Annotated in this window: 16 protein-coding genes; 3 read left to right on the forward strand and 13 right to left on the reverse strand. The window is 64.3% G+C overall.

Annotation, left to right across the window (positions count from 1 at the left end; translation table 11 throughout):
- Positions 1–281 precede the first annotated feature (281 nt).
- Positions 282–863 carry a hypothetical protein gene (locus BES08_RS02410; protein WP_156799752.1) on the forward strand — a complete coding sequence of 194 codons (582 nt, stop codon included), beginning with the start codon at positions 282–284 and terminating at the stop codon, positions 861–863.
- 61 nt (positions 864–924) lie between these two features.
- Entirely contained in the window at positions 925–1,386 is a 462-nt protein-coding gene (locus BES08_RS02415) for a hypothetical protein (RefSeq protein ID WP_155986150.1), read from the forward strand.
- 585 nt (positions 1,387–1,971) lie between these two features.
- On the opposite strand, the gene BES08_RS02425 is transcribed toward BES08_RS02415, so the two are convergent.
- Positions 1,972–2,928, reverse strand: a complete 957-nt coding sequence (locus tag BES08_RS02425) for a formylglycine-generating enzyme family protein (RefSeq protein ID WP_375154515.1) — start codon at positions 2,926–2,928, stop codon at positions 1,972–1,974.
- Between the two features lie 114 nt (positions 2,929–3,042).
- Positions 3,043–4,743, reverse strand: a complete 1,701-nt coding sequence (locus tag BES08_RS02430; RefSeq protein WP_375154516.1) for an arylsulfatase — start codon at positions 4,741–4,743, stop codon at positions 3,043–3,045.
- A 238-nt stretch (positions 4,744–4,981) separates the two neighbouring features.
- Here BES08_RS02430 and BES08_RS02435 point away from each other — a divergent pair, with 238 nt between their 5' ends.
- Positions 4,982–7,357: a TonB-dependent receptor gene (locus tag BES08_RS02435; RefSeq protein ID WP_069707615.1), complete on the forward strand. Its 2,376-nt coding sequence runs from the start codon at positions 4,982–4,984 to the stop codon at positions 7,355–7,357.
- A 91-nt stretch (positions 7,358–7,448) separates the two neighbouring features.
- Here BES08_RS02435 and BES08_RS02440 read toward each other — a convergent pair whose 3' ends face one another.
- The 11 genes from BES08_RS02440 to BES08_RS02490 all read right to left on the reverse strand — a co-directional run bounded on the left by BES08_RS02440 (position 7,449) and on the right by BES08_RS02490 (position 23,849).
- Positions 7,449–9,776: a TonB-dependent receptor plug domain-containing protein gene (locus BES08_RS02440; protein ID WP_069707616.1), complete on the reverse strand. Its 2,328-nt coding sequence runs from the start codon at positions 9,774–9,776 to the stop codon at positions 7,449–7,451.
- A gap of 128 nt (positions 9,777–9,904) precedes the next feature.
- Entirely contained in the window at positions 9,905–11,236 is a 1,332-nt protein-coding gene (locus tag BES08_RS02445) for a dicarboxylate/amino acid:cation symporter (protein ID WP_069707617.1), read from the reverse strand.
- A 96-nt stretch (positions 11,237–11,332) separates the two neighbouring features.
- Entirely contained in the window at positions 11,333–12,331 is a 999-nt protein-coding gene (gene epsC, locus BES08_RS02450) for a serine O-acetyltransferase EpsC (RefSeq protein ID WP_069707618.1), read from the reverse strand.
- A 37-nt stretch (positions 12,332–12,368) separates the two neighbouring features.
- A complete protein-coding gene (locus tag BES08_RS02455) occupies positions 12,369–13,730 on the reverse strand; it encodes an NtaA/DmoA family FMN-dependent monooxygenase (protein ID WP_069707619.1) in 1,362 nt (453 codons plus the stop codon).
- A gap of 11 nt (positions 13,731–13,741) precedes the next feature.
- Complete coding sequence (locus tag BES08_RS02460) at positions 13,742–15,433, reverse strand: ATP-binding cassette domain-containing protein (RefSeq protein ID WP_083274568.1); 1,692 nt, start codon at positions 15,431–15,433, stop codon at positions 13,742–13,744.
- Positions 15,430–16,251, reverse strand: coding sequence for an ABC transporter permease (locus tag BES08_RS02465; protein ID WP_069707620.1), 822 nt, complete (start codon positions 16,249–16,251; stop codon positions 15,430–15,432). Before BES08_RS02465 ends, BES08_RS02460 begins: the two co-directional genes overlap by 4 nt.
- Positions 16,252–16,255: 4 nt before the next feature.
- Positions 16,256–17,287, reverse strand: a complete 1,032-nt coding sequence (locus tag BES08_RS02470) for an ABC transporter permease (RefSeq protein WP_083274569.1) — start codon at positions 17,285–17,287, stop codon at positions 16,256–16,258.
- Complete coding sequence (locus tag BES08_RS02475; RefSeq protein ID WP_069707621.1) at positions 17,284–18,810, reverse strand: ABC transporter substrate-binding protein; 1,527 nt, start codon at positions 18,808–18,810, stop codon at positions 17,284–17,286. The genes BES08_RS02470 and BES08_RS02475 overlap by 4 nt, the downstream gene beginning before the upstream one ends.
- Positions 18,807–20,183 carry an LLM class flavin-dependent oxidoreductase gene (locus tag BES08_RS02480; RefSeq protein ID WP_069707622.1) on the reverse strand — a complete coding sequence of 459 codons (1,377 nt, stop codon included), beginning with the start codon at positions 20,181–20,183 and terminating at the stop codon, positions 18,807–18,809. The genes BES08_RS02475 and BES08_RS02480 overlap by 4 nt, the downstream gene beginning before the upstream one ends.
- Before the next feature lie 58 nt (positions 20,184–20,241).
- On the reverse strand, positions 20,242–22,545 hold the full coding sequence (locus BES08_RS02485) for a TonB-dependent receptor (protein WP_156799754.1): 2,304 nt from the start codon (positions 22,543–22,545) through the stop codon (positions 20,242–20,244).
- 398 nt (positions 22,546–22,943) lie between these two features.
- Positions 22,944–23,849: a LysR family transcriptional regulator gene (locus BES08_RS02490; protein WP_197524418.1), complete on the reverse strand. Its 906-nt coding sequence runs from the start codon at positions 23,847–23,849 to the stop codon at positions 22,944–22,946.
- Between the last annotated feature and the right edge of the window lie 37 nt (positions 23,850–23,886).

Below are 23,886 nucleotides of genomic sequence, written 5' to 3' on the forward strand. Positions count from 1 at the left end.
AGTTCAGAACCCCGCAGGGCCTGTGGCACATCCAGCCATCTGTTGGACCACGATCATGATGCAGCAAGGCGCTTCGCGACGTAAGGGGGTAGGGCACTGAAGTGCCGATTGTGCCGACGCTTGCCCTTTGGGCCGGATTCTGCGCTCCTGGCTACAGATCCTGTGCCGCCGGTTGGGTTAGCTGATTTCTTCCAAACTGCGTCATATTCTGGGGCCGATGTCATATGGGCGTATAGATTGTCCCCAATTCTGAGCGACGACCGAAACGCTCGGGGCGCAGCATGATTCCTTTTGATGGTCAGAGTCGCGGCGAACGCGGGCGCATGGCTTTGCTCCGTCATATCGAGCGAACCGGATGCACCATCGCCGGCGATCCGGTCTGGACTGATGACGAGATCGCCCGTTTGTGCGCTGCCTTTCCCGACAGGAAAGCTGCCTGCGTGGCTCTGCCGCGCAGAACCCTTGCAGCTTTTATGCACAAGGCGCGGCAATTGGGGCTCGTACCTTCTCGCCGGATATGGACCAGCGATGAGGCTATTCGCCTGCGGAAGCCCTATGTGGCAGGCATTCCCATGTCGGAATTACTCGAGATGTTTCCAGGCAAGACCCGCTCGCAAATATGGAGGAAGGCCCGCGATAAGGGATATCGTCGCCCCCGGCGTGCGCCCACGCCAACTGGAATGCCGCTTGTCGACAGCATTCGCAAACGCGCGTTCGAATGCCGCCTTTCGATGACGGACCTCGACGCCTTTGTTGGCAGGCGGCGATATTTCGTATCGCCCAGCTACATGGATTGGCGCGCTCTCCAGCGGGCGATGATCCTTCTGGGCGGGCGACCCACGATATTCTGGGCCCATGCCTAGCTCCGGAAGCGATCAGGCAAAGGGCATATCTGAGCCGTTTTGGTCTGAGGTGGAGGACCAGGTGCTGCGGGAAATCTACCCAGACTATCGCGCATTGCGGCGCCTGCTGCCTGGTCGGACCGTTGCAGCTATCAAGCATCGTGTGCGGAGAATCGGGATCGTGGTCCGGCGCCATGTCTGGACCAACAAGGAAGTGCTACGCCTTCATGCTGCTTATCGTGACAGCGTGTCCGACAATGAACTCATCAAGCTCTTCCCCGGACTGCGCTTGTGTCAAATCAAGAGCAAGGCATCCCATATCGGCGCCGTCCGAAGACAACCGAGTTTGGTAACGTTCGAAGACCCCACGCTCGATGCGATCCGTCGCCGGTCAAAAGAGATGCAAATCTCCTTTGTTGAACTGGACAAGCGGGCAGGGACGGGGCGTTTCTTCCAGAAATCATGCCGTCGCCCTTCGCTGAAGCATATCGCTCATGCGGCACGCATCCTGGAGGCGCAGGTCGGGATCGAGTGGCTTGATTGATGCCGATTGATCGTGTCGCCTGCCAGTTCCGTCATCGACGCTGCCAAGGTGACCGCGGCGTATTTTACCGATCGCCATTGTACAAATCATCGCGTGTCCAGGCGCTGGTACGGATGATCGTCTGGCGCTCAAGGCGTGCAAGCAGGGCCGCGCGTGCGGCGAGCGCAAGCCTACCAGACGGTGCGACTGGACCGATTTGCGCGATTGCTCGTCCATGGATGGTGACAAGATAGCAGTGCCCGTCAGCCACGTCTTGGAAGATGGTGGGCAGTTTGGACTTTGCGTCTGTCGCCGATATCGTCTTCCTCATCGGATGCTAGATCAACGTTCGGGGCAATCCATAATTGTTTGGTGCTTATAAGCGATTTGCGAGAATGGGAAAATCGCCCACTCGTATAATATGAGGCTGATCCACCACCCATTGTCGGGCGTTCGGCAATTGGGACATTCCGGTCAGTCGCCTTCGGAGAGGCGGCCATTGGAAAGCCGACATTCAGTCCGCTTGGGGCGCTCTCGGTCTCTGCTCTGACTAAAGGCATTGATGTCGCGCACCTGCGTGACTGAAACGAAATGCCAGCAAACGATTCAACGTCGAACGCAGCGGAAGCCGATGTGCGAGGTGGAAGTGTCGATCATCTCGGGATGGCGCGCGGCGGGGCGGTAGCGCTGGCAATAGTTCGCTGCGCACAAGTGAGAACCGCCCTTGAGCACCTTGCGGCCAATCCGCACGCCCGGCTGGGCGGGATCGAAACTGTCCTTGAGCTTGCCGCCGCGCGGGTTGCTTAGCGTGCAGCACGATCGGCCTACCTTCTTGCGGGCCACTTCGGGCGTCTCGCTCCACCAGTCGCTGGTCCATTCCCAGGTGTTGCCGATCATGTCGAACACGCCGTAGCCGTTGGCAGGATAGGTCCCGACGGGCGAGGTCCGTTCCCAGCCGTCCAGGATCTGGTTGGCGAAGGGGAACAGGCCCTGCCAGTAGTTCGCCAGCATCGCGCCGTCCGGCGCCAATTCGTCGCCCCAGGCATAGTCCGCGCCGTCCAGCCCGCCGCGTGCGGCGAACTCGAATTCGGCTTCGGTCGGCAGGTCCTTGCCTGCCCAGTCCGCATAGGCCTGCGCGTCGGCATAGGCGATCTGGACGACCGGATGGTCCCACAAGCCGAGCGCCTCGACGTCGCGATCCGGTCCCAGTGGATGGCACCAGTCGGCGCCGAAGTCGAACCGCCACCAGTTGGCGGGATTGCCGGTATCGACCGGGGCGGCGGTTTTGTGGAAGACCAGCGAGCCGGGCTGCGCCATCTCGGGCGGCATGCCGGGGTACTGCGCAGGATCGGGCGCGACTTCGGCGACGGTGCGATAGCCGGTCGCCGCGACGAACCGTGCGTACTGGCGGTTGGTGACGGGCGTGGCATCGATCCAGAACCCATCGACCGAAACGCGGCGCACGGGCGCTTCCTCGGGATAGAAGGTTTCCGATCCCATCGCGAAAGTGCCGCCGGGAATACGGACCATCCCGGCCGGCGCCTCACGTTGCGCATCCGTCATTGCGATGCCGTCCTGCAAAAAGATCACCCGTCCTTATCCTCGACCTGGACCTAGCGGCTGGCGGCGCACCGGGCAACGCACCCGGCACGCCCCCGCCCGCTCAAGCCGCCCGCTTCAGGGCTTTGCCGCAGGGGTTGCGGCATCCTCGGGAAGTGCCACGCCCTTCTGCGCGGCGTAGCGATCCCAGTCCGCTGTTAGTTCGGCCAGCTTGTCCGCATGGCTGGCGGCAAGGTCGGTGCTTTCGGCCGGGTCGGTCGCAAGGTTGAAGAGCTGCCACTTGCCCTCGCCAACCCCGTCGCGCGGGTAGGTTGAGCCGGATTTCGGCAGGTAGACCGCCTTCCAGTCGCCCTTGCGCAGCGCGCGGCGATAGAACAGCTCGGTGCCGACCGGCTCGTCCGGCGAGCGCACTTCGCTGGCCTTCTCGGCCAGGACGGGGACCAGACTGTGCCCCTCGAACGGCAGGATCGTGCGGCCCTTATAAGTGGTCGGCTGGGTCAGCCCGGCAAGGTCGAGCAGGGTCGGCGCGATGTCGGTGACGCTCAGATAGCCGCGTGCGATGCGATTGCCGACGACGTCCTTGCCCGAGGCGAAAGCCGAGACCCGCGTGCCGCCTTCGGTGGGATAGCCCTTCACCAGCCACGACGGGGTACTGTTGGCCTGCGCCCAGCCCGCGCCGTAGCCGACGTAGGAGGTGGCATTGCCGATGTTCTCCAGCCGGTTGTCGATGCCCAGTTTCTTCGCGCCGCCCGGCACGCCGCGGACCTGGAACGGAGCGTCGATCTCGCTGCCCTCGGGGCCGTTGTCGGACAGGAATACGATGACCGTATTGTCGTACTGGCCGGTGCGTTTCAGTTCGGCGACCACGCGGCCCACGTTCTGGTCCATGCGGTCCACCATCGCGGCGTAGACTTCCATCTTGCGCGCCTCGAACGCCTTCTGCTCGGCCGTCAGGCTGTCCCACGGCTTCACGCCGTCGAGCGCATGGGGCTGCTGGTCGAGCGCGACGAGGCCGAGCTTCTTCTGCCGTTCGAGCCGCTGTGCGCGCAGCACTTCGTAGCCCGCGTCGTAGCGGCCCTTGTACTTCGCGATCGTCTCGGAAGGGGCCTGCATCGGCCAGTGCGGTGTCGTGAAGGTGAGGTAGGCAAAGAACGGGCGCTTGTCGGCGGCCCCTTCATCAAGGAAGCCGATCAGCTTGTCGGCGAACTCGTCCGCCGAGTAGTGACCGACCGGGAACTTCACCAGCTTGCCGTCCTGCCGGTAGAGCGAATTGGCCTTAGCCTTGGTCCACGCCGCATTCTGGTCGGCGCCGAAGTGATTGCCCAGCCCCTGCAGCAGCGCATAGGAATGGTCGAACCCGCGTGCCGCCGGGCCGCGATCCTCGGTGAGGCCGAGGTGCCACTTGCCGGACATCAGCGTGCGGTAGCCGCCCTGTTGCAGCAGCTCCGCGATCGAGGCGACGCGGTCGTTGAGATAGCCTTCGTAGCCGGGCCGATCGGCAAGGGTGGCGGGGCGCGATTCCACCATGGTCCCGATCCCGGCTTCGTGGTTGTCCACGCCGCTCAGTAGCATCGAGCGGGTCGGCGAACATGTCGGCGCGGTGTGAAAGCCGGTGAAGCGCACGCCGCTGTTGGCCAGCGCGTCGAGGTTGGGCGTCGCGATTTCGCCCCCGAAGGCGCCGAGGTCCGACCAGCCGAGATCGTCGGCGACGATGACGAGGAAGTTCGGACGCGCAGCACTCTGCGTAGTGCCCGGTGCGGCAGCCGATGCGGGCACTGGCGCGGCGGGAAGCGCCTGCGCAGCGGCGGGACGGGTCATCAGAGTGCTCATGAGAGCGGCGGCAATCAGGGCGGCCTTGCGGGTCACGTCGGTTCCGTTCGTGGCGATGCGTGGGAGCGCAAGACCTAACGGGAGCATTTCCGGCGGCCCACAAAGTTTTACTCTACCAGTTATGTAGAGAATCTTTGTTGCCGCGCACCATGAGTTCTCTACTCAAATAGTTGAGTTTCAGGCGGCCGCCCGGTCGCCGGTCGCGCCATGCAATGAGGGTCTTTCCATGAACACGTTCCTGCGTGCCACCACGCTCGCCCTGCTCGGGTCGAGCGCGCTGGCTGCCGTCCCCGCATACGCCGAAGAGGCACCAGCCGCCGAAGCCGCTGCCGACGCAGAAGTTGGTGGAGGCCTCGATATCATGGTCACCGCCCGTCGCCGCAACGAGCGCATCCAGGACGTGCCGGTGGCCGCGAATGCCTTCGGCGGCGAGCAGCTGGCCGCGACGCGCACCTACAACTTGCGCGACCTGCAGCAACTGACTCCCAGTCTCGTCGTCACCAACACCAACCCGCGCAACACCAGCATCAACATCCGCGGGCTGGGCAACAACGTCTCGGTCTACAACGACGGTCTGGAGCCGGCGGTCGGCGTCTATGTCGATCAGGTCTACCTCGCGCGGCCCGGACAGGCAGTGTTCGACCTCTCGGATGTGGAGCGCATCGAAGTGCTGCGCGGGCCGCAGGGCACGCTGTTCGGCAAGAACACGTCGGCGGGCGCGGTCGTCGTCACCACCAAGTCGCCAACGTTCGAGCCCGAGGCGGGCGGCGACGTGACCTTCGGGAATTACGATTTCCGGCAGATCCATGCCTATGCCAGCGGCGCCTTAGTGGATGACCTGCTGGCCGCGCGCCTCTACGTCTCGAAGACCGACCGCGACGGCTACATGACCAACCGCTATGACGGTTCGGACACGCAGGATTATCACGATTTCGGCCTGCGCGGACAGTTGCTGTTCACGCCTGCCAGCAACTTCAAGCTGCGCCTGATCGGCGACTATGGCCGCCAGCATTCCAAGACGGCGGCGGCAGTGCTGACCGGCGTGCTGACCCAGTACGACAACGGCACCGCGTTCGCGAACAACTATTACGCCCGCGCCGCGCGCACCGGCTATACGCCGCTGCCGATCGACCCTTCGGCGCGGCAGGTCGATGTGGACGCCAATCCGCGCTACAAGATGAACCAGTGGGGCGTGACCTCGATCGCCGACCTTACCATCCCGGGCAATACGATCACCTCGGTCACCGCCTACCGCGCGTGGAACTGGTATCCGCACAATGACGGCGATTCCACCAGCCTCGATGCCGGCACCGACTTCCACCAGAGCAACGAGCAGCGCCAGTTCAGCCAGGAACTGCGCATCGCCTCGGAAGGCACGCGCAAGGTCGATTACGTCGCGGGCCTCTACTACCTGTGGCAGGCGATCGATGCCGAGGCGCTGAATGCCTATGGCAGCGATGCCGCCGCATGGTTCGTGGCGCCCAGCGTGGACCGCACCGCCGCTGCCGCCGCGCTCAACGGCTACACCATCCTCGGCCACTCGCGCCCGGTGACCAACAGCTACGCCGCCTTCGGCCAGACGATCTGGCACGTGACGCCCACGCTCGATCTGACCACGGGCCTGCGCTACACCTACGAGACGAAGACCGGCTGGTTCGAGCAGACCGCCACCGGCGCCAGCCTCGACGGGCTGACCACCGCGCAGCTTGCCGCAGCCAACACGATCCGGTCGCGTTACGGCGTCGTCAATTCCTATTCCGCCAGCACGAAGGAAGGCCGCCTGTCCGGCTCGGCGACGCTGTCGTGGAAGGTCACGCCCGACGCGCTGGTCTATGCGACCTATGGGCGCGGCCATAAGTTCGGCGGCCTGAACCTTGCCAACATCGTGACAACGGGCGCCTTCGCCGCCGATCCGGTCATCAAGCCCGAGACGATCGACAGCTACGAACTGGGCGTGAAGACCGCGTGGTTCGGCAACAGGCTGACCGCCAACCTCGCCGCGTTCTGGACCGACGACAGCGATTACCAGACTACCGTGGTCGATGTGGAGCGCAACAACCAGTCCTACTTCACCAACGTCGGCAAAGTGCGCACGCGCGGTTTCGAGGCGGACCTGCGCGCAAATCCGGCGCCGTGGCTCTCACTCTACGCCTCGGGCGCGTTCACCGATGCGAAATACGTGGACTATCCCAATGCGCCGTGCCCGATCGAGGTCACCGGGCAGACCACCTGCGATCTGAGCGGACGGCGTCTGCCGGGCGTATCGAAGTGGGCGGCCTCCACCGGCGGCGAGGCGCGTCAGGGCGTAGGATCGGTGCTCGGCCGCGACAGCGAGGTCTATCTCGGCGCTGACTACAGCTACCGGTCCGACTTCAACACCACTGCAAGCCTTTCGCGCTACTCGCTGATCCCAGGCTATTCGCTGGTCAACGCACGCATCGGCTTTCGGGCGCTCGACGGAGTGCTCGACGTTCAGCTTTGGGCGCGCAACCTGACAAACAAGCTCTATTATCTGAGCCTGTCCGCGGGAACTACCGGCGCAGTCACCGGCACGCTGGGCGATCCGCGCACGTACGGTGTCACGCTCAGGACGAAATTCTGATCTTTAAGCCATGGTGTGGCGACCTGCCTACACCATCGACCGATAATCTGGCCGTCAGCTTCACGCACGGCGGCCAGATGTTCACGGACTGTTACCAACTCAGTCCGGCACGGACATACAGATAACGGCCGTTGAAGCCGAACGGCGAGTAGTAGGGAAACGCAGTCACACCAGTGGTGTTGAGCGCTGCGGGCACCTTTTTGGGATAGACGTCGAGCAGGTTGCTCGCGCCCAGCGCCAGGTTGAACGACGCATCCTTGGGCTGATAGCGCAGTTCGAGGTCCGTGATCGCGCGCTTGCCGGTGTGAAGGTCGCTGGTGGCGACGGTGCCGGGCTGAAGAACGTCGCCATAATAGGTGACGCGTGCGGTGGCGCCCAGCGTATCGCCGGTCCACACCACGGTACCGGAGACTTTCTCACCGGGAGTTCCGTCCTCGATTGTCAAGATGCGGCTGCGGGCGAACAAGGCCGTGTTGGCGGGCACCTTCGTCACCTTGATGTCGTTGACGTTGCCTGCAACGGTGAGGTCGAAAGTGCCTGCGCCTTCGGTGACGATCTTGTAGTTGGCGACCGCGTCGATGCCCTTGGTGGTGGTGGCCAGCCCGTTCAGGAAGAAGCGCGCGGCAGAGACGTTCGGGATCGTCGTGACGGCGATGTTCTCCGACAGGCCGATCTGGTTGCGCACGTGGATGCGATAGCCGTCCACCGTAAGCGAGAAGCCGCCGGTGCGCAGCACGAAACCAGCCGACAGGTTGGTGGACTTTTCAGCCTCCAGCGCCTTGCCGCCGAGCGAGGTCGCTTCCGCCGAAGTGGACGGATAGGTGCCCGTAACGATCTGATTTCCGTTCTGGATGACCGAGGTGATCGAGGTGTAATACTGCTGGATCAGGCTGGGGGCACGGAAGCCCGTCGAGGCGGTGCCACGGATCGCGAAGGCGGGGCTGAAGTCATAGCGCAGCGACAGCTTGCCGGTGCCGGTGCTGCCGAAGTCCGAATATTTCTCGCCCCGTCCTGCCAGAGCGACCAGCAGCTTGTCCGTCACCTGCGCTTCGAGGTCGAGGTAGATGGAGCCGTTCTGGCGGTGCTCGTTTACTTCGTTGAGCGTCGAGAAACCTGGGAAGCCCTGCGCGCCTGGCGTCGCGTTCGGATAGGCGGTGCCGTAGCCGTAGGACGCGGCCTCGCCCGCCTTGATCTCGTAGCTTTCGCGGCGGCCTTCGACGCCCCATGCTACGTTCAGCGACTGGAATACGTCGAACTGCTTGGAAAAATCGATGCCTGCGACCCACTGGTCGTAAATCGAAGCGCCATCGTAGAACTCCGTCTGGCTGGCCGCCCCGTACGTGTAATTGGCGGAATCGCGGGTCCGGTAGTCGATCCGATTGCGGCCATAGCTGACGTTGAGGTCGGTCTTCCATCCCGCGATCTCGCCGCGCAGGCCGCCGGTTACCGTCAGGTCCTTGGAGTGAGTATTGATCTTCGGCAGGAAGCCGTCGAGGCCATAAGCCGCCGCGGCCAAATCCAGCCGCGGGAAAGCTGCCGAGCTGGAATCGCGGTACTGGTAGCCGCCGAAGGCGTAGACTTCCCAGGTTTCGTTCAGCGGCTTGGCCGAGTTGACGTAGACCGAGTAGCTTTCGACTTCCGGATCGCCGAAGCGGTTGTCGACTACGGGAGTGGCAAGGCGCGGGTCCACGTCGCCGCGGCTGGTGGGGTTGCGCTTGGTGTATTCGCCCGAAACGGTCAGGAAGCCGTCCTGTCCCAGCTTGATGCCCTGCCAGCCGGCAGCGGTCACGGTGCTTTCACCGGTGACGTGGCGGCTGTCGCGCGCGGTGTCGATCTGCGTGTCGTAGATCCCGTAAGTAACGGTGGCGCCGCCGCCGTGGTCCGCTTCGCGCAGGCGCAGGTTGACGACACCGGCGATGGCGTCCGAACCATACTGCGCCGAAGCGCCGTCACGCAGCACTTCGATCGACTGGAGCGCGGTGGATGGGATCGTGTTAAGATCGACCGCTGCCGAGCCGCGCCCCACCACACCGTTGACGTTGAGCGAGGCCGACGTATGCGCGCGCACGCCGTTGATGAGGACGAGCGTCTGATCCGGACTCATACCGCGCAGGGTGGCGGGACGGATCGCGTCGGTGCCATCCGTGGCGGACGGGCGCGGGAAGCTGATCGAAGGAACCGAGTTGGCAAGCGCGGTGCCAAGCTCGGTCGTGCCCTGCTGCTTCAGATCCTGGATCGTCACGACGTCCACCGGAGATGCGGTGTCGAGCTTCGAGCGCCCCTGGGCGCGGCTGCCGGTGACGACGATCTCGCTGTCGGTGTCTGCAGCCGCAGCCGTTTCCTGTGCGCCGGCCACCTGAGCCTGAGCAATGGCGACGGTCGATACGGCGGTGAGCGCCAGAGCATTCGTGAATTTCATGATTTTCTCCTCATGCCGCGAAACCGCTTTGCGGTCGGGCGCGACGGGACCTGAACACATCTGATTCTTCTGGGGCCCTTGTTGAGCCAGAGCCGCATTACATGCCCGGTGATGTCTGTCAGTCGATTTTATTCAATATGTTCCGATATTTGCTCATTCGAGATGGTGACGGACGCGGTTTCCGGCAGTCCGAGGCGCTTCGAGACGATCACCGGGACAAGCACTTGTCCCGCCACGTTGACCGCCGTACGGCCCATGTCGAGGATCGGGTCGATAGCCAGCAGCAACCCCGCCCCTTCCAGCGGAAGGCCGAGCGTCGATAGCGTTAGCGTCAACATCACGACAGCGCCGGTAAGGCCTGCCGTCGCTGCCGATCCGATGACGCTGACGAAAGCGATCAGCACGTAGTCCGAAGGCTGCAGCGCGATTCCGTAGAATTGCGCCACGAATATGGCCGAGATTGCGGGATAGATCGCCGCGCAGCCGTCCATCTTCGTCGTCGATCCGAGCGGCACGGCAAAAGCGGCGTAAGCCCGGGGGACGCCCAACTTCTCGGTCACTTCCTCGGTGACCGGCATCGTGCCGACCGAGGAGCGAGACAGGAAACCGATCTGGATGGCGGGCCAGGACACCGCAAAGAACCTGCGCGGGTCGATCTTGTGCAGCGCAAGCAGGGATGGATAGACACCCAGCAGCACGATCGCCAGCCCGGCGTAAACAGCAGCAACGAAGCTGCCCAGCGCGGACATCGCGTCCCAGCCGTAGCTCACGACAGCGTTTGCGAGCAGCGCGGCTGAACCGATCGGGGTCAATGCGATGATCCAACGCAGAACCTGGCGCAGAACCTGGTTGGCCGAAGTCATGAAGTTCAGGAAGGGATTTGCTCGATCGCCGACACGAACGGCTGCGGCGCCGACTGCCGCTGCCGCGATGATGATTTGCAGGACATTGAAGCTGACCGACGTGCTCGCCTTGCCGTTCTCGACGCTGGTGGAGGCCGAAATGCCCAGATAATTGGAGGGAACGAGCCCGGTCAGGAAATCCAGCCAGCTGCCTACCGAGGCGGGAGTCTGCGCGGCGCTCCGGCTGATTCCGGCGTGCAGGCCGGGTTGGATCGACACGCCCAGCGCGATGCCGATCACCACCGCGATGAGCGCAGTGATCGCGAACCAGACGAGAGTGTGCACGACCAGCCGCGCTGCATTGTCGAGACCGCGCAGCGCGGCCACCGATGCGACAATGGCCGTGAAGACGAGCGGTGGAACGAGTGTCCGCAGCAGTTGGATGAATATCAGCGCTACCGTATGGAAGGCGGCAGTAGTGCTCATGGCGAACCCGCTCTGCGGGTCAAGCCCGCGTACGATCAGCCCGGCCATTATCCCTACGGTCATGCCGAGCAGCACTTGCATGCCAAAACCAGGAAATCGCAGGCGACGGACGATAAAGGAAGAAGCGGTCATCCGATTTTGACTAACCATCAGGGAATGAAGCGCAAACAATATTCTCTATCATATTTATAGAGATTTATCTCTTCGCGAAAGCGGTTCCCCGGGCTGTCAGTTGAATTCGGACCTGGTAATCCCTTGTTGCCGGGCTTGCCGGATCAGATGGTTCTGTTCCCGCGCCTGCATGACCTGACTGAGCGGGGGAATATCATGCGTAATCCAGACGTTGCCGCCGATCTCGGAGCCAGCGCCAATGGTCACCCGGCCAAGGATCGTAGCCCCGGCATAGATGACTACATCGTTCTCGATGATCGGGTGACGTGGGAGGGACTTGATCAGAGCGCCGTCGGCCTCGGTTGGAAAATTCTTCGCACCCAGCGTGACGCCTTGATAAATGCGGACGTTGTCACCGATCACGGCCGTCTCGCCGATCACCACGCCGGTGCCGTGGTCGATGAAGAAGCCCTTGCCGATCTGTGCTCCGGGGTGGATGTCGATCCCGGTGCCGCCATGCGAGATCTCCGATATGATCCGCGCGACCAGCGGCGCTCCCATCAGGTATAGCGTGTGCGCGAGACGATGGTGGATGATGGCCAGAAGTCCGGGATAACAGATCAGCACCTCGTCGATGCTGCGGGCGGCCGGATCCCCCCGAAAGGCGGCCTGGATGTCGAGATCCAGAAGGCGCCGCAGGTTGGGCAGCGCTTGCAGAAAAGCCACGACTATCTCCGTCGCACGCTGGTCTGCCAGAGGGCTTTCGATCTCGTCGGCATAGGCCAGTTCCAGCCGCAACTGCGCATGCAGCCGGCTGGCGGCGATCTGCAGCGTCTGGGTGATGAACGTATCCTCGTTGGCCTGCCGGACGAAATCCGGCCCCAGCCTCAAGGGAAAGAGAGCACTGCTCAATTCTTCCGCGATCTTTGCAAGCCGGACGCGGGAGGGGAACCCTTTGGCGCCATGTTCGACGTGGCGTGCGTTGGTGCTGCGCCAGTGGCGGCGGATCTGGGCAAGCTCGTGCACCACATCGCCGACGTCCCAGAGATCGAGCGTCTCCACACCGGCGTCCCTGCCATGATCCGACCCGAGTTCGGCCGAGCGCAGCTCGTTCATCCTGCTCCTTCCTTGTGCTGGTGCCCCGTATGCGCTTTCAGTTCTGGATCGGCTCTAAATGCCGGACCGGCGGGTTTGACTGACCCGCGGCCGCATGGCGGTTGTCGATGAACGGCAGGCCCAGATGACCACGCAGGGTCTCGGCCTCATATTGTCCGCGAAACAGGCCGCGTTCCACCAGGATGGGAACGACCTTCGCGCGGAAGCGATCCCAGTCGGCGGGATGCTGGACGAAGAGATTGAACCCGTCGGCGGCGCCGCTTTCGTACCAGTGCTGCAACTGATCGGCGATGGTCTCGGGTGAGCCGACGAGCCGCAGCCAGCCGAGCGCTTGCGCTTCCAATACCCCGCGAAGGGTGACGCCGGCACGCCGGGCGTTCTCGATATCCTCGTGGAACCGCCTGATCCCGGCGTCTTCGCTACGGGGAAGCTCGGGAAACGGCGCGTCGAGATCGTAGCCGCTGAAATCGTGCCCATCGAACTGGCGTGAAAGCGCGGCTAGGCGGCGGCGTATGTCGCCCGCCGTCGTTCTCTGGCGCTCGATTTGCAACGCTTCCTCGTCGGTATCGGCGATGGTGACGCCGAGCGCGGGTATGAACAGCAGTTCGTCCGGATCGCGCCCGATCGCCTGTGCGCGGGCGCGAATGTCCTGTGCCAGTTCGATGGCTTCATCGGTGCTGCGCGCGAAGCTGAAGACGATATCGGCGCGTCTCGCGCTGAGGTCGCGGCCCTGATCGGAGGTTCCTGCCTGAACCAGCGGCGGCTGCCCCTGCGGCGAACGCTGGATATTGAGCGGTCCCGTGACCGAAAAGAACTCCCCGCGATGATCGAGCCGATGCTGTCTTGCAGGATCCAGGAATCGCGGCGCGGTCCTGTCGCGGGAGAAGGCACCTTCTTCGTAGGAATGCCATAAGCCCTGTACCGCCTCGACCGCTTCGTCCGCGCGCCGGTATCGCGTGTCGTAATCACCATGGCCGGAGCGACTGAAGTTGCCCGCCGTCCCGGGATCCTGACTGGTCACGATGTTCCACCCGGCGCGGCCGCCGCTTATGAGGTCGAGCGAAGCCAGTCGCCGGGCAATATCGAAAGGCTCGCTGTACGTTGTGCTGACGGTCGCCACCAGGCCGATGCGGTTGGTGGCATAAGCAACAGCGGAGAGCAGCGTCAGCGGCTCCAGCCGGTTCAGGTGATGGTTGGGAAAGTCGGGCGTGATGTACTGGCTGTCGACGATGAAGACGAAGTCGAAATGGGCGTCCTCTGCCTCCCTCGCCTGCTTCACATACCAGTCGATGTTGACGCTGGCGTCCAGCGGCACTTGGGGATCGCGCCAGAGTTCGGTCCCGGATGCATCGCCCACGCCGATCAGGACGGCTCCCAGTTTCAGTGTATCGCGTGCCATGATCGGACCTTTCAGTGAGCGGTGAATACGGCGGGGGCTTCGCTGCGCTGCGCGGACAGGCGCGGCGCAGCGGCCAGCAAACGACGGGTGTAGGGATGGGACGGGTTGGCAAGCACCAGGTCGGCCGGCCCGGTCTCGACGATGCGGCCGCGATAGAGCACCGCCACCCGGTCCGCGATCCCCGCGACGGAGCCGAGGTCGTGAGAAATGAAGACCTGCGCGATACCCTTTTCCTGCGCCAGACCACGCAGAAGTTTCAGGACATGGAGGCGATTGACCGCATCCAGCGCGCTGACGGGCTCATCGAGCAGCAGCACCCTTGGATCGAGCGCCAGCGCGCGGGCGATCACCGCCCTTTGCCGCTGCCCACCGGAAAGGTGCCGGGGCAGGCGCGAGGCCAGCGCGGCATCGAGGCCGACGGCCTGCAGGGCTTCGCCGAGTGCCTGCGCGATGGAGGCGCCATCGGTTTCACCGCGCAGATGGAGACCCTCGGTGACAGAGGCCGCGATCGTCAGGTCGGGATCGAGGCTGCGCAGCGGATCCTGGAACACGTATTGCAACGCGCCGGACCGTCGCAGTTCGCGCAGCGGTCCGGCTTTCAATCCGTCGATCCGCGCGCCATCGAGTTCGATAGTGCCGCTCGCCGTCGGGATCAGGCCCAGGATCGTACGCAGGAGCGTGGTTTTTCCCGAGCCGGTCTCGCCGATCAGGCCGAGAATTTCTCCGGGAGCCAGTTCCAGATCGACGTCCTCGATCACCGTGCGGATTCCGTAGCCCGCATGCAGCCCCTTCACTGCGAGCAGTGGCGTTCGCTTGCCGCTCACCGATGTCGGGCAGGCGCTTTCGATCGTGTGGACCGCATGGTCTTCGATCAGGCTGCGGGTATAGGCGCTTTGCGGATTGCCGAGTACGCTGCGCGTGGGCCCGGCGTCCACGATCGCGCCGTCGCGCATGACGATGACGTGCTCGCAGATCTGCGACACCACGGCGAGATCGTGCGACACCAGGATCAGGGTCAGGGCCTGGTCCCGGCGCAGCCTGTCGATCAGGTCCAGCACTTCGGCCTGCACCGTCACGTCGAGCGCGGTGGTGGCCTCGTCGGCGATCAGGAGGCGCGGTCCGGCGCAGATCGCAATCGCGATGAGCACGCGCTGGGCCATGCCGCCCGAAAGCTCGAAGGGGTACTGCCGATAGACGACGCTCGCATCCTCGAAGCCGACCTGGCGAAGCAGTTCCAGCGCGCGGTCACGGGCGGCAGTGCGGCCGAGGCGCAGCGTCGCCCGGATCGCTTCCACCAGTTGGCGGCCCACCGGGATCGAAGGATTGAGGTAGGAGCCCGGGTCCTGGAACACGGCCGAAAGCGCCTTCCCCCGCAAATCCTTCCACGACGCCGTATCGAGCCGGGAAAGGTCCACGTCCCCGAAGCGTATGGAACCGGAGGCGATGTTCAGGCCCGGCGGCAGGACATCCAGGATCGCCCGGCAGGTGAGCGACTTGCCGCTGCCAGATTCGCCAACGATGCCCAGCGTCCCTCCTGCTGCCAGTTCGAAGCTCACATCGCGCACGAGTTCTCGCCCCTGCGCCGTCACGACATGGAGGTTGCGGACCGAAAGCAATGGCTCGGCAGGCGGTTCCGGGCGGCGGTGGCGGATGTCGAGAGTAACGACGTTGTCGGCGGGAAGGCCGGATTGGGCTTGCGTCATGCGGCGGTCTCCTTGCGTCCGGAATCCCTGAGCGCGTCGGCAAGTGCATTGAGCGCCCAGACCGTCGCGACGATCAGCAGGGCAGGGGCGACCGGGCCGAACGGGCGGTCGTAGAGGTTGGCGAGGTCGGTCGCGAGCAGGCCGCCCCAGGTCGGGTCGGGCGGCACGACGCCGATGCCGAGGAATGTCAGCGAGGCGACGATCGAAAGGCACGCGCCGGTCATCGATGCAGCGGCCACCGCCACCGGGGGCAGCACTTTGGCGACGACGTGGCGGCGCAGGATGGCGGAGGTCGAGGCACCCATCAGGCGCGCTGCCTCGATGTATTCGGCATTGGCGATGGACAGGGCCTCCGCGCGGGTCACCCGGAAGAAGGCCGGGGTGATGAGGATGCCCACGGCGAACATCGCCTGGACCAGCCCGTTGCCCAGCATCGCGGTCATGGCGATGGCGAAGACCAGGAACGGCAGCATCATGAGCGCGTCGATCACACGCAGATTGATCCATTCGAACCGGCGTCCGAGAAAGACCGACAGCAGGCCGGGAACGACGCCCAGAACCAACCCGATCGACACCGAGAGCAGGCTTGCAAGGACGGAGACGGTCGATCCGGCGAGCAACCGGCTGAAGACGTCGCGGCCCAGCGCGTCGGTGCCCAGCCAGTATCTCGTGCCGGGTGGTTGCAGCAGTGCCGAGCCGTCCTGCGCCAGCGGATCATGCGGTGCGAGGAAAGGCCCGAAGACGGCGAGTACGGCCACGACAGCGAGAATTGCGAAGGCGGCGCGGGCGCTGGGATAGCGCAGGAGCTGGCGTATCATGGTTTCAACTCCGTCGCCGCGCGGCTGGCTGAAGGACGCCCAGCAGGACGTTGACACACAAGTTGCAGGCCAGGATCAGCAGGATCGACAAGACGAGCGTGCCCTGTACGACCGGCACGTCCCCGCGCAGGGCGGAGTCGGCGGCGAGCTTGCCCATTCCGGGCATGTTGAAGATCGCCTCGGTCACGACGGCGCCGCCGATCAGCATCGGCACTTTGAGCGCCAGCACGGTCAGCGCCGGGCCTGAGGCGTTGCGCAGGACGTGAACGAACAGGATGCGGCGGTGCGAAAGGCCGCGCACGACCGCGCCGGTCACGTAATTTTCCGAGAGCGCGACAACGAGGCCGGTGCGCAGTTGCCGGGCGAGGTCTGCGATGACATCGACGCTGAGAGCCACGGCCGGGATGCTCACGGCGGCCAGCCAGCCGATCGGATCGTCCGCGAAAGGCACGTAACCCGAAGACGGGAGCCAGCCGAGCCAGAGGCTGAAGATCAGGATCAGGACGAAGGCCACGACGAAAGCCGGCAGGGACGAGACCAGGGCGGCGAACAGCGTGATCGCGCGGTCCAGCCGCCCGCCGTGGCGCACGCCCGCCACGAGGCCGAGGCCCAGCCCGAATACCACGCCCACCAGCAGCGCCACACCCGCGATCGAAAGGCTGATCGGCAGGCGCTGCAGGATCAGTTCAAAAGCCGGCACGCCGTTGAACCAGGAAGTGCCGAGGTCGCCGTGCAGGACGCCGCTTATCCAGTGCAGATACTGGAACACCACCGGTTGATCGAGGCCGAGATCGGCGCGGATGCGCGCGACGGTCTCGGGCGATGCGGCGTCGCCCGCGATCCCCGCTGCCGGATCCAGCCCGGACACCACGCCCAGCAGGAAGGTGATGAGCGTGGCGATGAAGAAGACCGGCAAGGTGATCCCCAGCGTCCCGCCGACATGGCGCAGCAGCGCCTTGCCATGACGCAGGCGGATGGTCCCCCCGGTTACGATAGGCCCTGCCTGCGGCGGCGCTGGTTCGAAAACGGTGCTCATTCGACCGTCACTCCTTCCCAGCGGATTTGCGAGGGCACGATGTTGAGGTGCTTCACCCTCGAACGGGTGGCGACGATGAACGGCGTGCTGAACAGCCAGACGCTGGGCGACTGCTCGGCGCCCAGACGGGTGGCGCGTTGCAGGCGCTCCTTGTACTGAGGCGCGTCGATCGGGGTGGCCCGCACCTCGTCGATGGCCTTGAGGAACGCGGGCGGCGCATAAGGACCGCTGAGGTTCATGATGCCCTGCGGCCCGTAGACCGCCAGAAGGTTCTGGACCGGCGATTCCCGTCCGACCGTGCCGTCAACTGCGGTGGCCGGGCGCTTGGCGATATAGACCTCGCTCTGCCAACTGGATGAACCCGGCGGCACGATGCGCAGGCGCGACTTGATGCCGACGCGCCCCAGTTGGGCCTGCAGCAGCTCCGGCAGACCCTCGTTGATCAGCGGATTGATGACGATCTCGACCGTGAGGGAACCCGGCGCGTGGCCGGCCTGCGCCAGCAGCGCTTTGGCCCGTGCGGGATCATAGGCCCACTTGTCCCTCGTCTGCGGATCGAAGGCGAAGTAGTGCGGCGGGAAAGGCTGGTTGGTGGGCGTGCCGAGACCAGCCGTGAGCGTCTTCACCAGTTCGCCGCGATCGATGGCGTAGCGCACCGCCTCGGCCACGCGCGGGTCGTCGAAGGGCGGCTTGTTGCGGTTTATCATGAGATCGCTGGCATTGAGCGACGGGGCGGTGGTGACCGTCAGCTTGCGCGCACGGGCTTCCTCCACGCGCTTGGGTCCGATCGAGGCCACGTCGATCGCGCCCGAGACAAGCGAAGCGATCGTCGTTGTCGGCTCAGACAGCGTGGTCAGTTCCAGACGCTCGACGTGGATGTTCGCAGCGTCCCAGTAATCCGGATTCTTGACGAAATAGGCGTGCGATTCCGGTACGAATTCGACCATCTTGAACGGCCCTGCGCCGATCGGCCACAGCGCCAGCTTAGCTTTGTCCTTCGCCGCGGCGGTGGGGCTGGCGATAGCGCCGACACGGCCCGCCATCACGTAGGGCAGCTGGTAATCGAGCCGCGAAAGGTGAAACACCACGCGCAGCGGCCCGTCGGTATCGAAGCTGGCGATGCTTTCGATCTCGGGGCGCAGGAAGGAATCCTTCTGCGTCTTGCCGCGCTCGAAGAAGGCCTTCACGGCGGCGGCATCGAGCGGGGTGCCGTCAGTGAATTTCAGCTTGTCGCGCAGCTGGAAGGTCAGTGTCCTGCCGTCCGGCGAGTATGTCCAGCTCTGCGCCAGTGCGGGCTGGACGTTGCCATCCTTGTCGAGCCGGGTGAGCGAGGCATAGGCGAGGCTGACGGTGTTGATGTCGGCCCCGGTGCGGCTCGTCACCGGGTCCCACGACGTGGGCAGCATGAAGGCCCAGCGGACGCGCGCCTTTTCGGCGGCTTTGTCGCCCGAGCCGCCGCACCCGGCCGTGGCCAGGGCGGCAGCCAGGAGCACCGCCCAGCCTGCGAGGGAGCGTGCTTTCACGAGACCGCCAGCGCCGGCTCTTCGCGCCGGGCAGTCGGGGATGCGGGGGCTTCTGCGCGGATGTTGGCGGGTTTGGGCAATCCCAGGTTGCCGCGCAACGTGGTGTCCTCGTATTCGCTGCGATAGACGCCGCGCGCCTGAAGGATCGGCACGACTTCGTTCAGGAACCGGTCGAACTGGTCCGGGTGGCCGAGCATCACGTTGAGGCCGTCGAGTGCGCCGCCCTCGAACCAGCGGATGATCTCGTTGGCAACGGTTTCGGCACTGCCGACGAACGGGCTTCCGCGCGAGGCGCTGAGAACTTCCACGGTCTGGCGCAGGGTCAGGTCGTCCTTGCGGGCAAGTTCGACGATGCGCTGCGCCTGCGTGAAGAAGCTGCGCCGTGCGTGTTCGAGCGTCTCGGCCGGGAACGGGGCGTCAAGGTCGTACTGTCGGAAATCATGCCATCCGAACGAACGTCCGAGTTCGCCGAGAGCCTGCTCGAAGCTGTGGTCCGCGCGGCGATATTCGGTCTCGATGCGGCGGGCATCCTCGTCGGTGTCGCCCACGTATATGCTGACGCCGGGAAGGATCAGCACGTCGTCCGCGCCGCGTCCTGCCGCGACGGCCCGGCGGGTGATGTCCTGCTTGAAGGCGCGGCCATCCTCGATCGAGGCTGAGTGCGTGAAGATGGCATCGGCGGTCTGCGCGCCGAGGTTGCGGCCGTGATCGGAATCGCCGGCCTGGAAGATCACCGGCTGACCCTGCGGCGATCGCTGCAGGTTGAGCGGCCCGGTGACCGAGAAATACTTGCCCTTGTGATTGAGCGCATGCAGCTTGGCGGGATCGAGGAAAACCCCGGTCTCGCGGTCGCGCGGGAAGGCGTCATCCTCGTACGAGCGCCATAGGCCCTGCACCACGTCGATATATTCGAACGCACGGCCATAGCGGGTTTCATAGTCGTAATGCTCGTCCAGACCGAAATTGCCCGCAGCACCGGGATCGCCGCTGGTGACGACGTTCCAGCCGGCACGTCCACCGCTGATGAGATCCAGCGAGGCGAGGCGGCGAGCGAGGTTGAACGGCGAGTTGAACGAGGTGGTGAGCGTGCCGACAAGGCCGATATGGCTCGTCGCCGTCGCCAGCGCGGAAAGCAGGGTCAGCGGCTCCAGCCGGTTCAGGTAGTGCGGCGGCGAATCCTTGGTGATGAACTGGCTGTCGACGATGAACACGAAGTCGAACTTTGCGGCTTCGGCCTTGCGCACCTGTTCGATGTACCACCGGATGTTGACGCTGGCGTCCGCCGGAATGTCGGGATCGAGCCAGCGGTTGTGCTGGCCGGGACCGCCCGCGCCCATCGTGACGAGGCCGAGCTTCAAGGTTCTTCTGGTCATTGCCGTAACTCCTTTGCCGGATGGTCGTTCGGTGATTGCAGCTGGCTCACAATCTGGCTCACAGGCGCCCCTTGAGCGTCAGCCCGTACATGCGCGGCTCGCCCAGAGCGCCCTGGACGATGCCGTTGGAAGCGCTGACGGAGAGCGTGTTGAAGTAGTTCTTGTTGAACAGGTTGCGTACCCACAGGGAGGCTTCCCAGCGGTCATCGGGATCGCGCACGCCGCCGTGCAGGCCGACCAGCGTGTAGCCGCGCACCCAGGTGAAGGGATCGAGGTTCACCGCCGCGTAGAAGCCCGAACGATAGCTGATGTCGCCGCCCGCGAAGGCATCGACGTTGCCCACCGAATACAGATATTCGGCGTTGCCGGTCAGGGCGAGGCGCGGTGCGCCCGAAGCGCGGCGGCCCGACAGATCCATCGAGGACAGGTAGGAATAGAGGAACTGCGAGGGCGCGTTGCGGTACGAGCGGTATTCCGCGTCGTTGTAGGTTCCCGCGACGCCGATGTTCAGCCCGTCGAACGGCTGGGCGCGGGCATCGACCTCGACACCGCGCGATCGCAGCTTGCCGACGTTGCTGATGTAGCCGACGGCAGGCGTCACTGCGTAGTTGACGAAGTTCGCCTGGTAATTGCTGACGTCGGCCCAGAACAGCGCGAGGTTGAATTCCGCCTTACCGCCCAGCAGGCGCGTCTTGATACCCAGTTCGTAGTTGTCGACCTTCTCTGGCCGCACGAAGATGTCCACGCCCAGTGACTGGCGCACAAGGTTGATGCCGGGCGACTTGTACCCGCGCGAATAAGACGCATAAGTATGGACGTCGCTCGAAACGTCGTAGGCGGCGATGGCGGTGCCGGACACGTTGCTGGTGTTGTCCGACGCGGTGTAGGCGCCCGCAGGCGCATAAGCGGCGCGCAGCGCGGCGACGGTGGACCGGATCGCCGGATCGAAGCTGGAAAGGAGCGCGTAATCGCCCGTGGCGTAGGCTTCATAAATGCCGGTCTTGTGCTCGTAAGTGTAGCGAAGACCGCCCGTCAGGCGCAGCGAGGGGGAGATGTTCCATGTCGCCTGCCCATAGGCCGCATAGCTGTGGGTCGCGGGAAGGACGTGATTGTACGATGTCAGGCCGTCGAACACGGCAGAGGGTAATGTCGATACCGATGCCGTCGGCGTGTTCGCGGTGGTCAGCCACGTTGTCGCGTCGCGGCCATAGCGGTTGATGACGTCGTCGTCGGCCTCCTGCCAGAAGAAGTAGAGCCCCGCAGTATAGTCGATGGTTTCGCCGCCCTTGGATGCGGCGCGCAGTTCCTGGCTGAACTGCTGCTGCTTGGTGGCCACCACGCTGTTGGTGATGACGTTGGCGCCGAACTGGTCGCCGTCGTAATTGGGCACCCATTTCCAGTTGCGGTATGCGGTGATCGAGGTCAGCGTCAGCGGGCCGACGTCCCAGTCCGCGCGGGCCTGGACACCCCAGCTGGGCATCTCGTCGTACTGCGAGGAGTCGATGTCGGTCTTGCGATCGAAAGCGTTGACGGTGCCCGGCGTGTATCCGACATCGGCGGCACGGCGGTAGAACCCCCGGACCTGCGCGCCGTTCGCCAGTGTCGTAGGCAGGACGCCGGCGATGCTGGTAAAGCCGACGTCGCCCTTCTGGATGCTGTAGTCCGCGATCAGGCGCAGCTTGAAGTCCGCACTCGGCTTGTAGAGCAGGTCGAACCGCGCGGCATGGTTGTCGAGGTTGTCCCAATGCTCGCGCTGGGTGGTGTTGTAGATCAACCCGTCGCGCCGATTGCGCAAGTATGAGATGCGGAACGCCAAGTCGTCGCTGACCACCCCGTTGTACGCGAAGTAGCCGCGCACCTGGTTGTAGTTGCCGTAGCTCAGCTCCGCCCGCGCTTCCTGCTGGAACTGCGGCTCGCGCGTGGTGATGTCGATCGCGCCCGCAACGGTGTTCTTGCCGAACAGGGTTCCCTGCGGCCCGCGAAGGACCTGAATACTTTCGATGTCGATCAGGTCGGTGATGACCGATCCGGTACGCGGCCGGTAGACGCCGTCCACATAGAGCCCGACGCCCTGTTCAAGCCCGTCGTTGGTGCCGCCGGCATTGGTGCCGATGCCGCGGATCGTGATCGTCTGGTTGCGGCCGCTGAAGCCCTGGATATTGAGGCTGGGGAGCTGTTGGACCACCTGCTTGAGCGAACTGACGCCCTGCGCCTCCAGCTGGCGGCTGGAAATGGCGGAAATCGCGATGGGAACGTCCTGCGCGCTTTCCGTGCGGTAGCGCGCCGTCACGGTGATTTCACCGATGTCTGCGCCATCGGGCGCTGCATCCGCCGGGCCGGCGGCTTCTTCGGCCGAAGCCACTTGAGGAAAAATTACCGCAGAGACTGCAATCGCGGACGCCGCGCTGGCGAGCAATCTGTGTCTTCTTCCAGAAAAAGTCCTACCGAACAACGCTTTCAAACCAACCCCCTCATTCGATGAATGCGGAGCGGTGTGACGGATATATGTCTACTTAATCAATAGACATAGTCTGAAGTCTATATGACTTTGGCTCAAGTGCGGCTTTTGCTTGTTCGGAGTGGCGAGAAGCTCTTAGCGAAAGCCCGGCGCATCCTTCGCCACCGCGCTATGCTGATGACGGCATTTGACAGGAGCAAGCGCATCATCCTTGCATGGATGACGTCGTCGATTGACCGAGGGGCCGGTTGTGCTGAACATCTATTCAGTCGGCAGCCCAAACCCTGGAGCACCGAACCATGTTAGATCAGGCGCTCTGCGAGAAAATCCACGAAAACCCTGACCCGGGCCGGTACATTCGCCCCGCCCATAAAAACAGCATGGATTGTTTCGATGTCGCCCGGATTATAGTCTTCCAATATCGCCACCAACTGGCCTGATGCCAGCTCGGGTTGGACACTGAACCGCCCCACGCGGGTAATGCCGACACCGTCGGCCGCGAGCTGGCCCAGCGTCTCACCATTGTTAGCTTCGATCGTGCCGCGAACGCTCAGCGCATAATCCCGCCCATCCTTGCGAAACGGCCAGACGGGTTCGGCCCGGCGGAAATTGAAGTTAAGGCAATTATGGCCATGCAGATCCTCTGGTATCGCCGGTGTGCCGTGGCGGTGCAGATAAGCCGGCGAAGCGACGATGACCCGGCCGTTTTCGCCCAGCTTGCGGGCGGTCAGCGGACTGTCGGTCAGGGGGCCAAAGCGGATCGCCACATCTGCCTGTCCTGCGGCGATGTCGACCAGCCGGTCGCTGAGGCTGATATCGACGATGATATGCGGATAAATCTGCGCAAACTCGCCGAGCAACGGCACGATGCACAGCCGGCCATGAGAATGGGCCGCGCTTACCCTCAGCCGCCCGCGCGGGGCGCCGCGATCGGCGATCGACTGTTCGGCTTCGTCGAGATCGGCGAGGATGCGCCGGGCGCTGCCGAGATAGGCCTGTCCCTCGGCCGTCGGCGTCAGGGCGCGGGTGGAGCGCAGCAACAGGCGAACTCCCAGCCGATCCTCGATCCGGTCCACCGCGCGGCTGACCGCCGAGGGCGTGAGGCCCAGCAGCCGGCCCGCAGCCGAGAAACTGCCTTCGGAGATCACCGCCGCGAAGGTTTCCAGCGCCCGTGCCCGATCGGCGTGGAAGGGCATCTTTTCATCCAATGCAAAGATCTTTCGCCTTTCGGCCCCCTAAACGGCG

It is taken from the genome of Novosphingobium resinovorum (assembly GCF_001742225.1).
Taxonomy (GTDB): domain Bacteria; phylum Pseudomonadota; class Alphaproteobacteria; order Sphingomonadales; family Sphingomonadaceae; genus Novosphingobium; species Novosphingobium resinovorum_A.

Coding starts and splice junctions, on each gene's coding strand:
- BES08_RS02410 (WP_156799752.1), top strand. CDS start 282: ATGATTCCTTTTGATGGTCAGAGTCGCGGCGAACGCGGGCGCATGGCT.
- BES08_RS02425 (WP_375154515.1), bottom strand. CDS start 2,928: ATGACGGATGCGCAACGTGAGGCGCCGGCCGGGATGGTCCGTATTCCC.
- BES08_RS02430 (WP_375154516.1), bottom strand. CDS start 4,743: ATGACCCGTCCCGCCGCTGCGCAGGCGCTTCCCGCCGCGCCAGTGCCC.
- BES08_RS02435 (WP_069707615.1), top strand. CDS start 4,982: ATGAACACGTTCCTGCGTGCCACCACGCTCGCCCTGCTCGGGTCGAGC.
- BES08_RS02440 (WP_069707616.1), bottom strand. CDS start 9,776: ATGAAATTCACGAATGCTCTGGCGCTCACCGCCGTATCGACCGTCGCC.
- BES08_RS02445 (WP_069707617.1), bottom strand. CDS start 11,236: ATGACCGCTTCTTCCTTTATCGTCCGTCGCCTGCGATTTCCTGGTTTT.
- epsC (WP_069707618.1), bottom strand. CDS start 12,331: ATGAACGAGCTGCGCTCGGCCGAACTCGGGTCGGATCATGGCAGGGAC.
- BES08_RS02455 (WP_069707619.1), bottom strand. CDS start 13,730: ATGGCACGCGATACACTGAAACTGGGAGCCGTCCTGATCGGCGTGGGC.
- BES08_RS02460 (WP_083274568.1), bottom strand. CDS start 15,433: ATGACGCAAGCCCAATCCGGCCTTCCCGCCGACAACGTCGTTACTCTC.
- BES08_RS02465 (WP_069707620.1), bottom strand. CDS start 16,251: ATGATACGCCAGCTCCTGCGCTATCCCAGCGCCCGCGCCGCCTTCGCA.
- BES08_RS02470 (WP_083274569.1), bottom strand. CDS start 17,287: ATGAGCACCGTTTTCGAACCAGCGCCGCCGCAGGCAGGGCCTATCGTA.
- BES08_RS02480 (WP_069707622.1), bottom strand. CDS start 20,183: ATGACCAGAAGAACCTTGAAGCTCGGCCTCGTCACGATGGGCGCGGGC.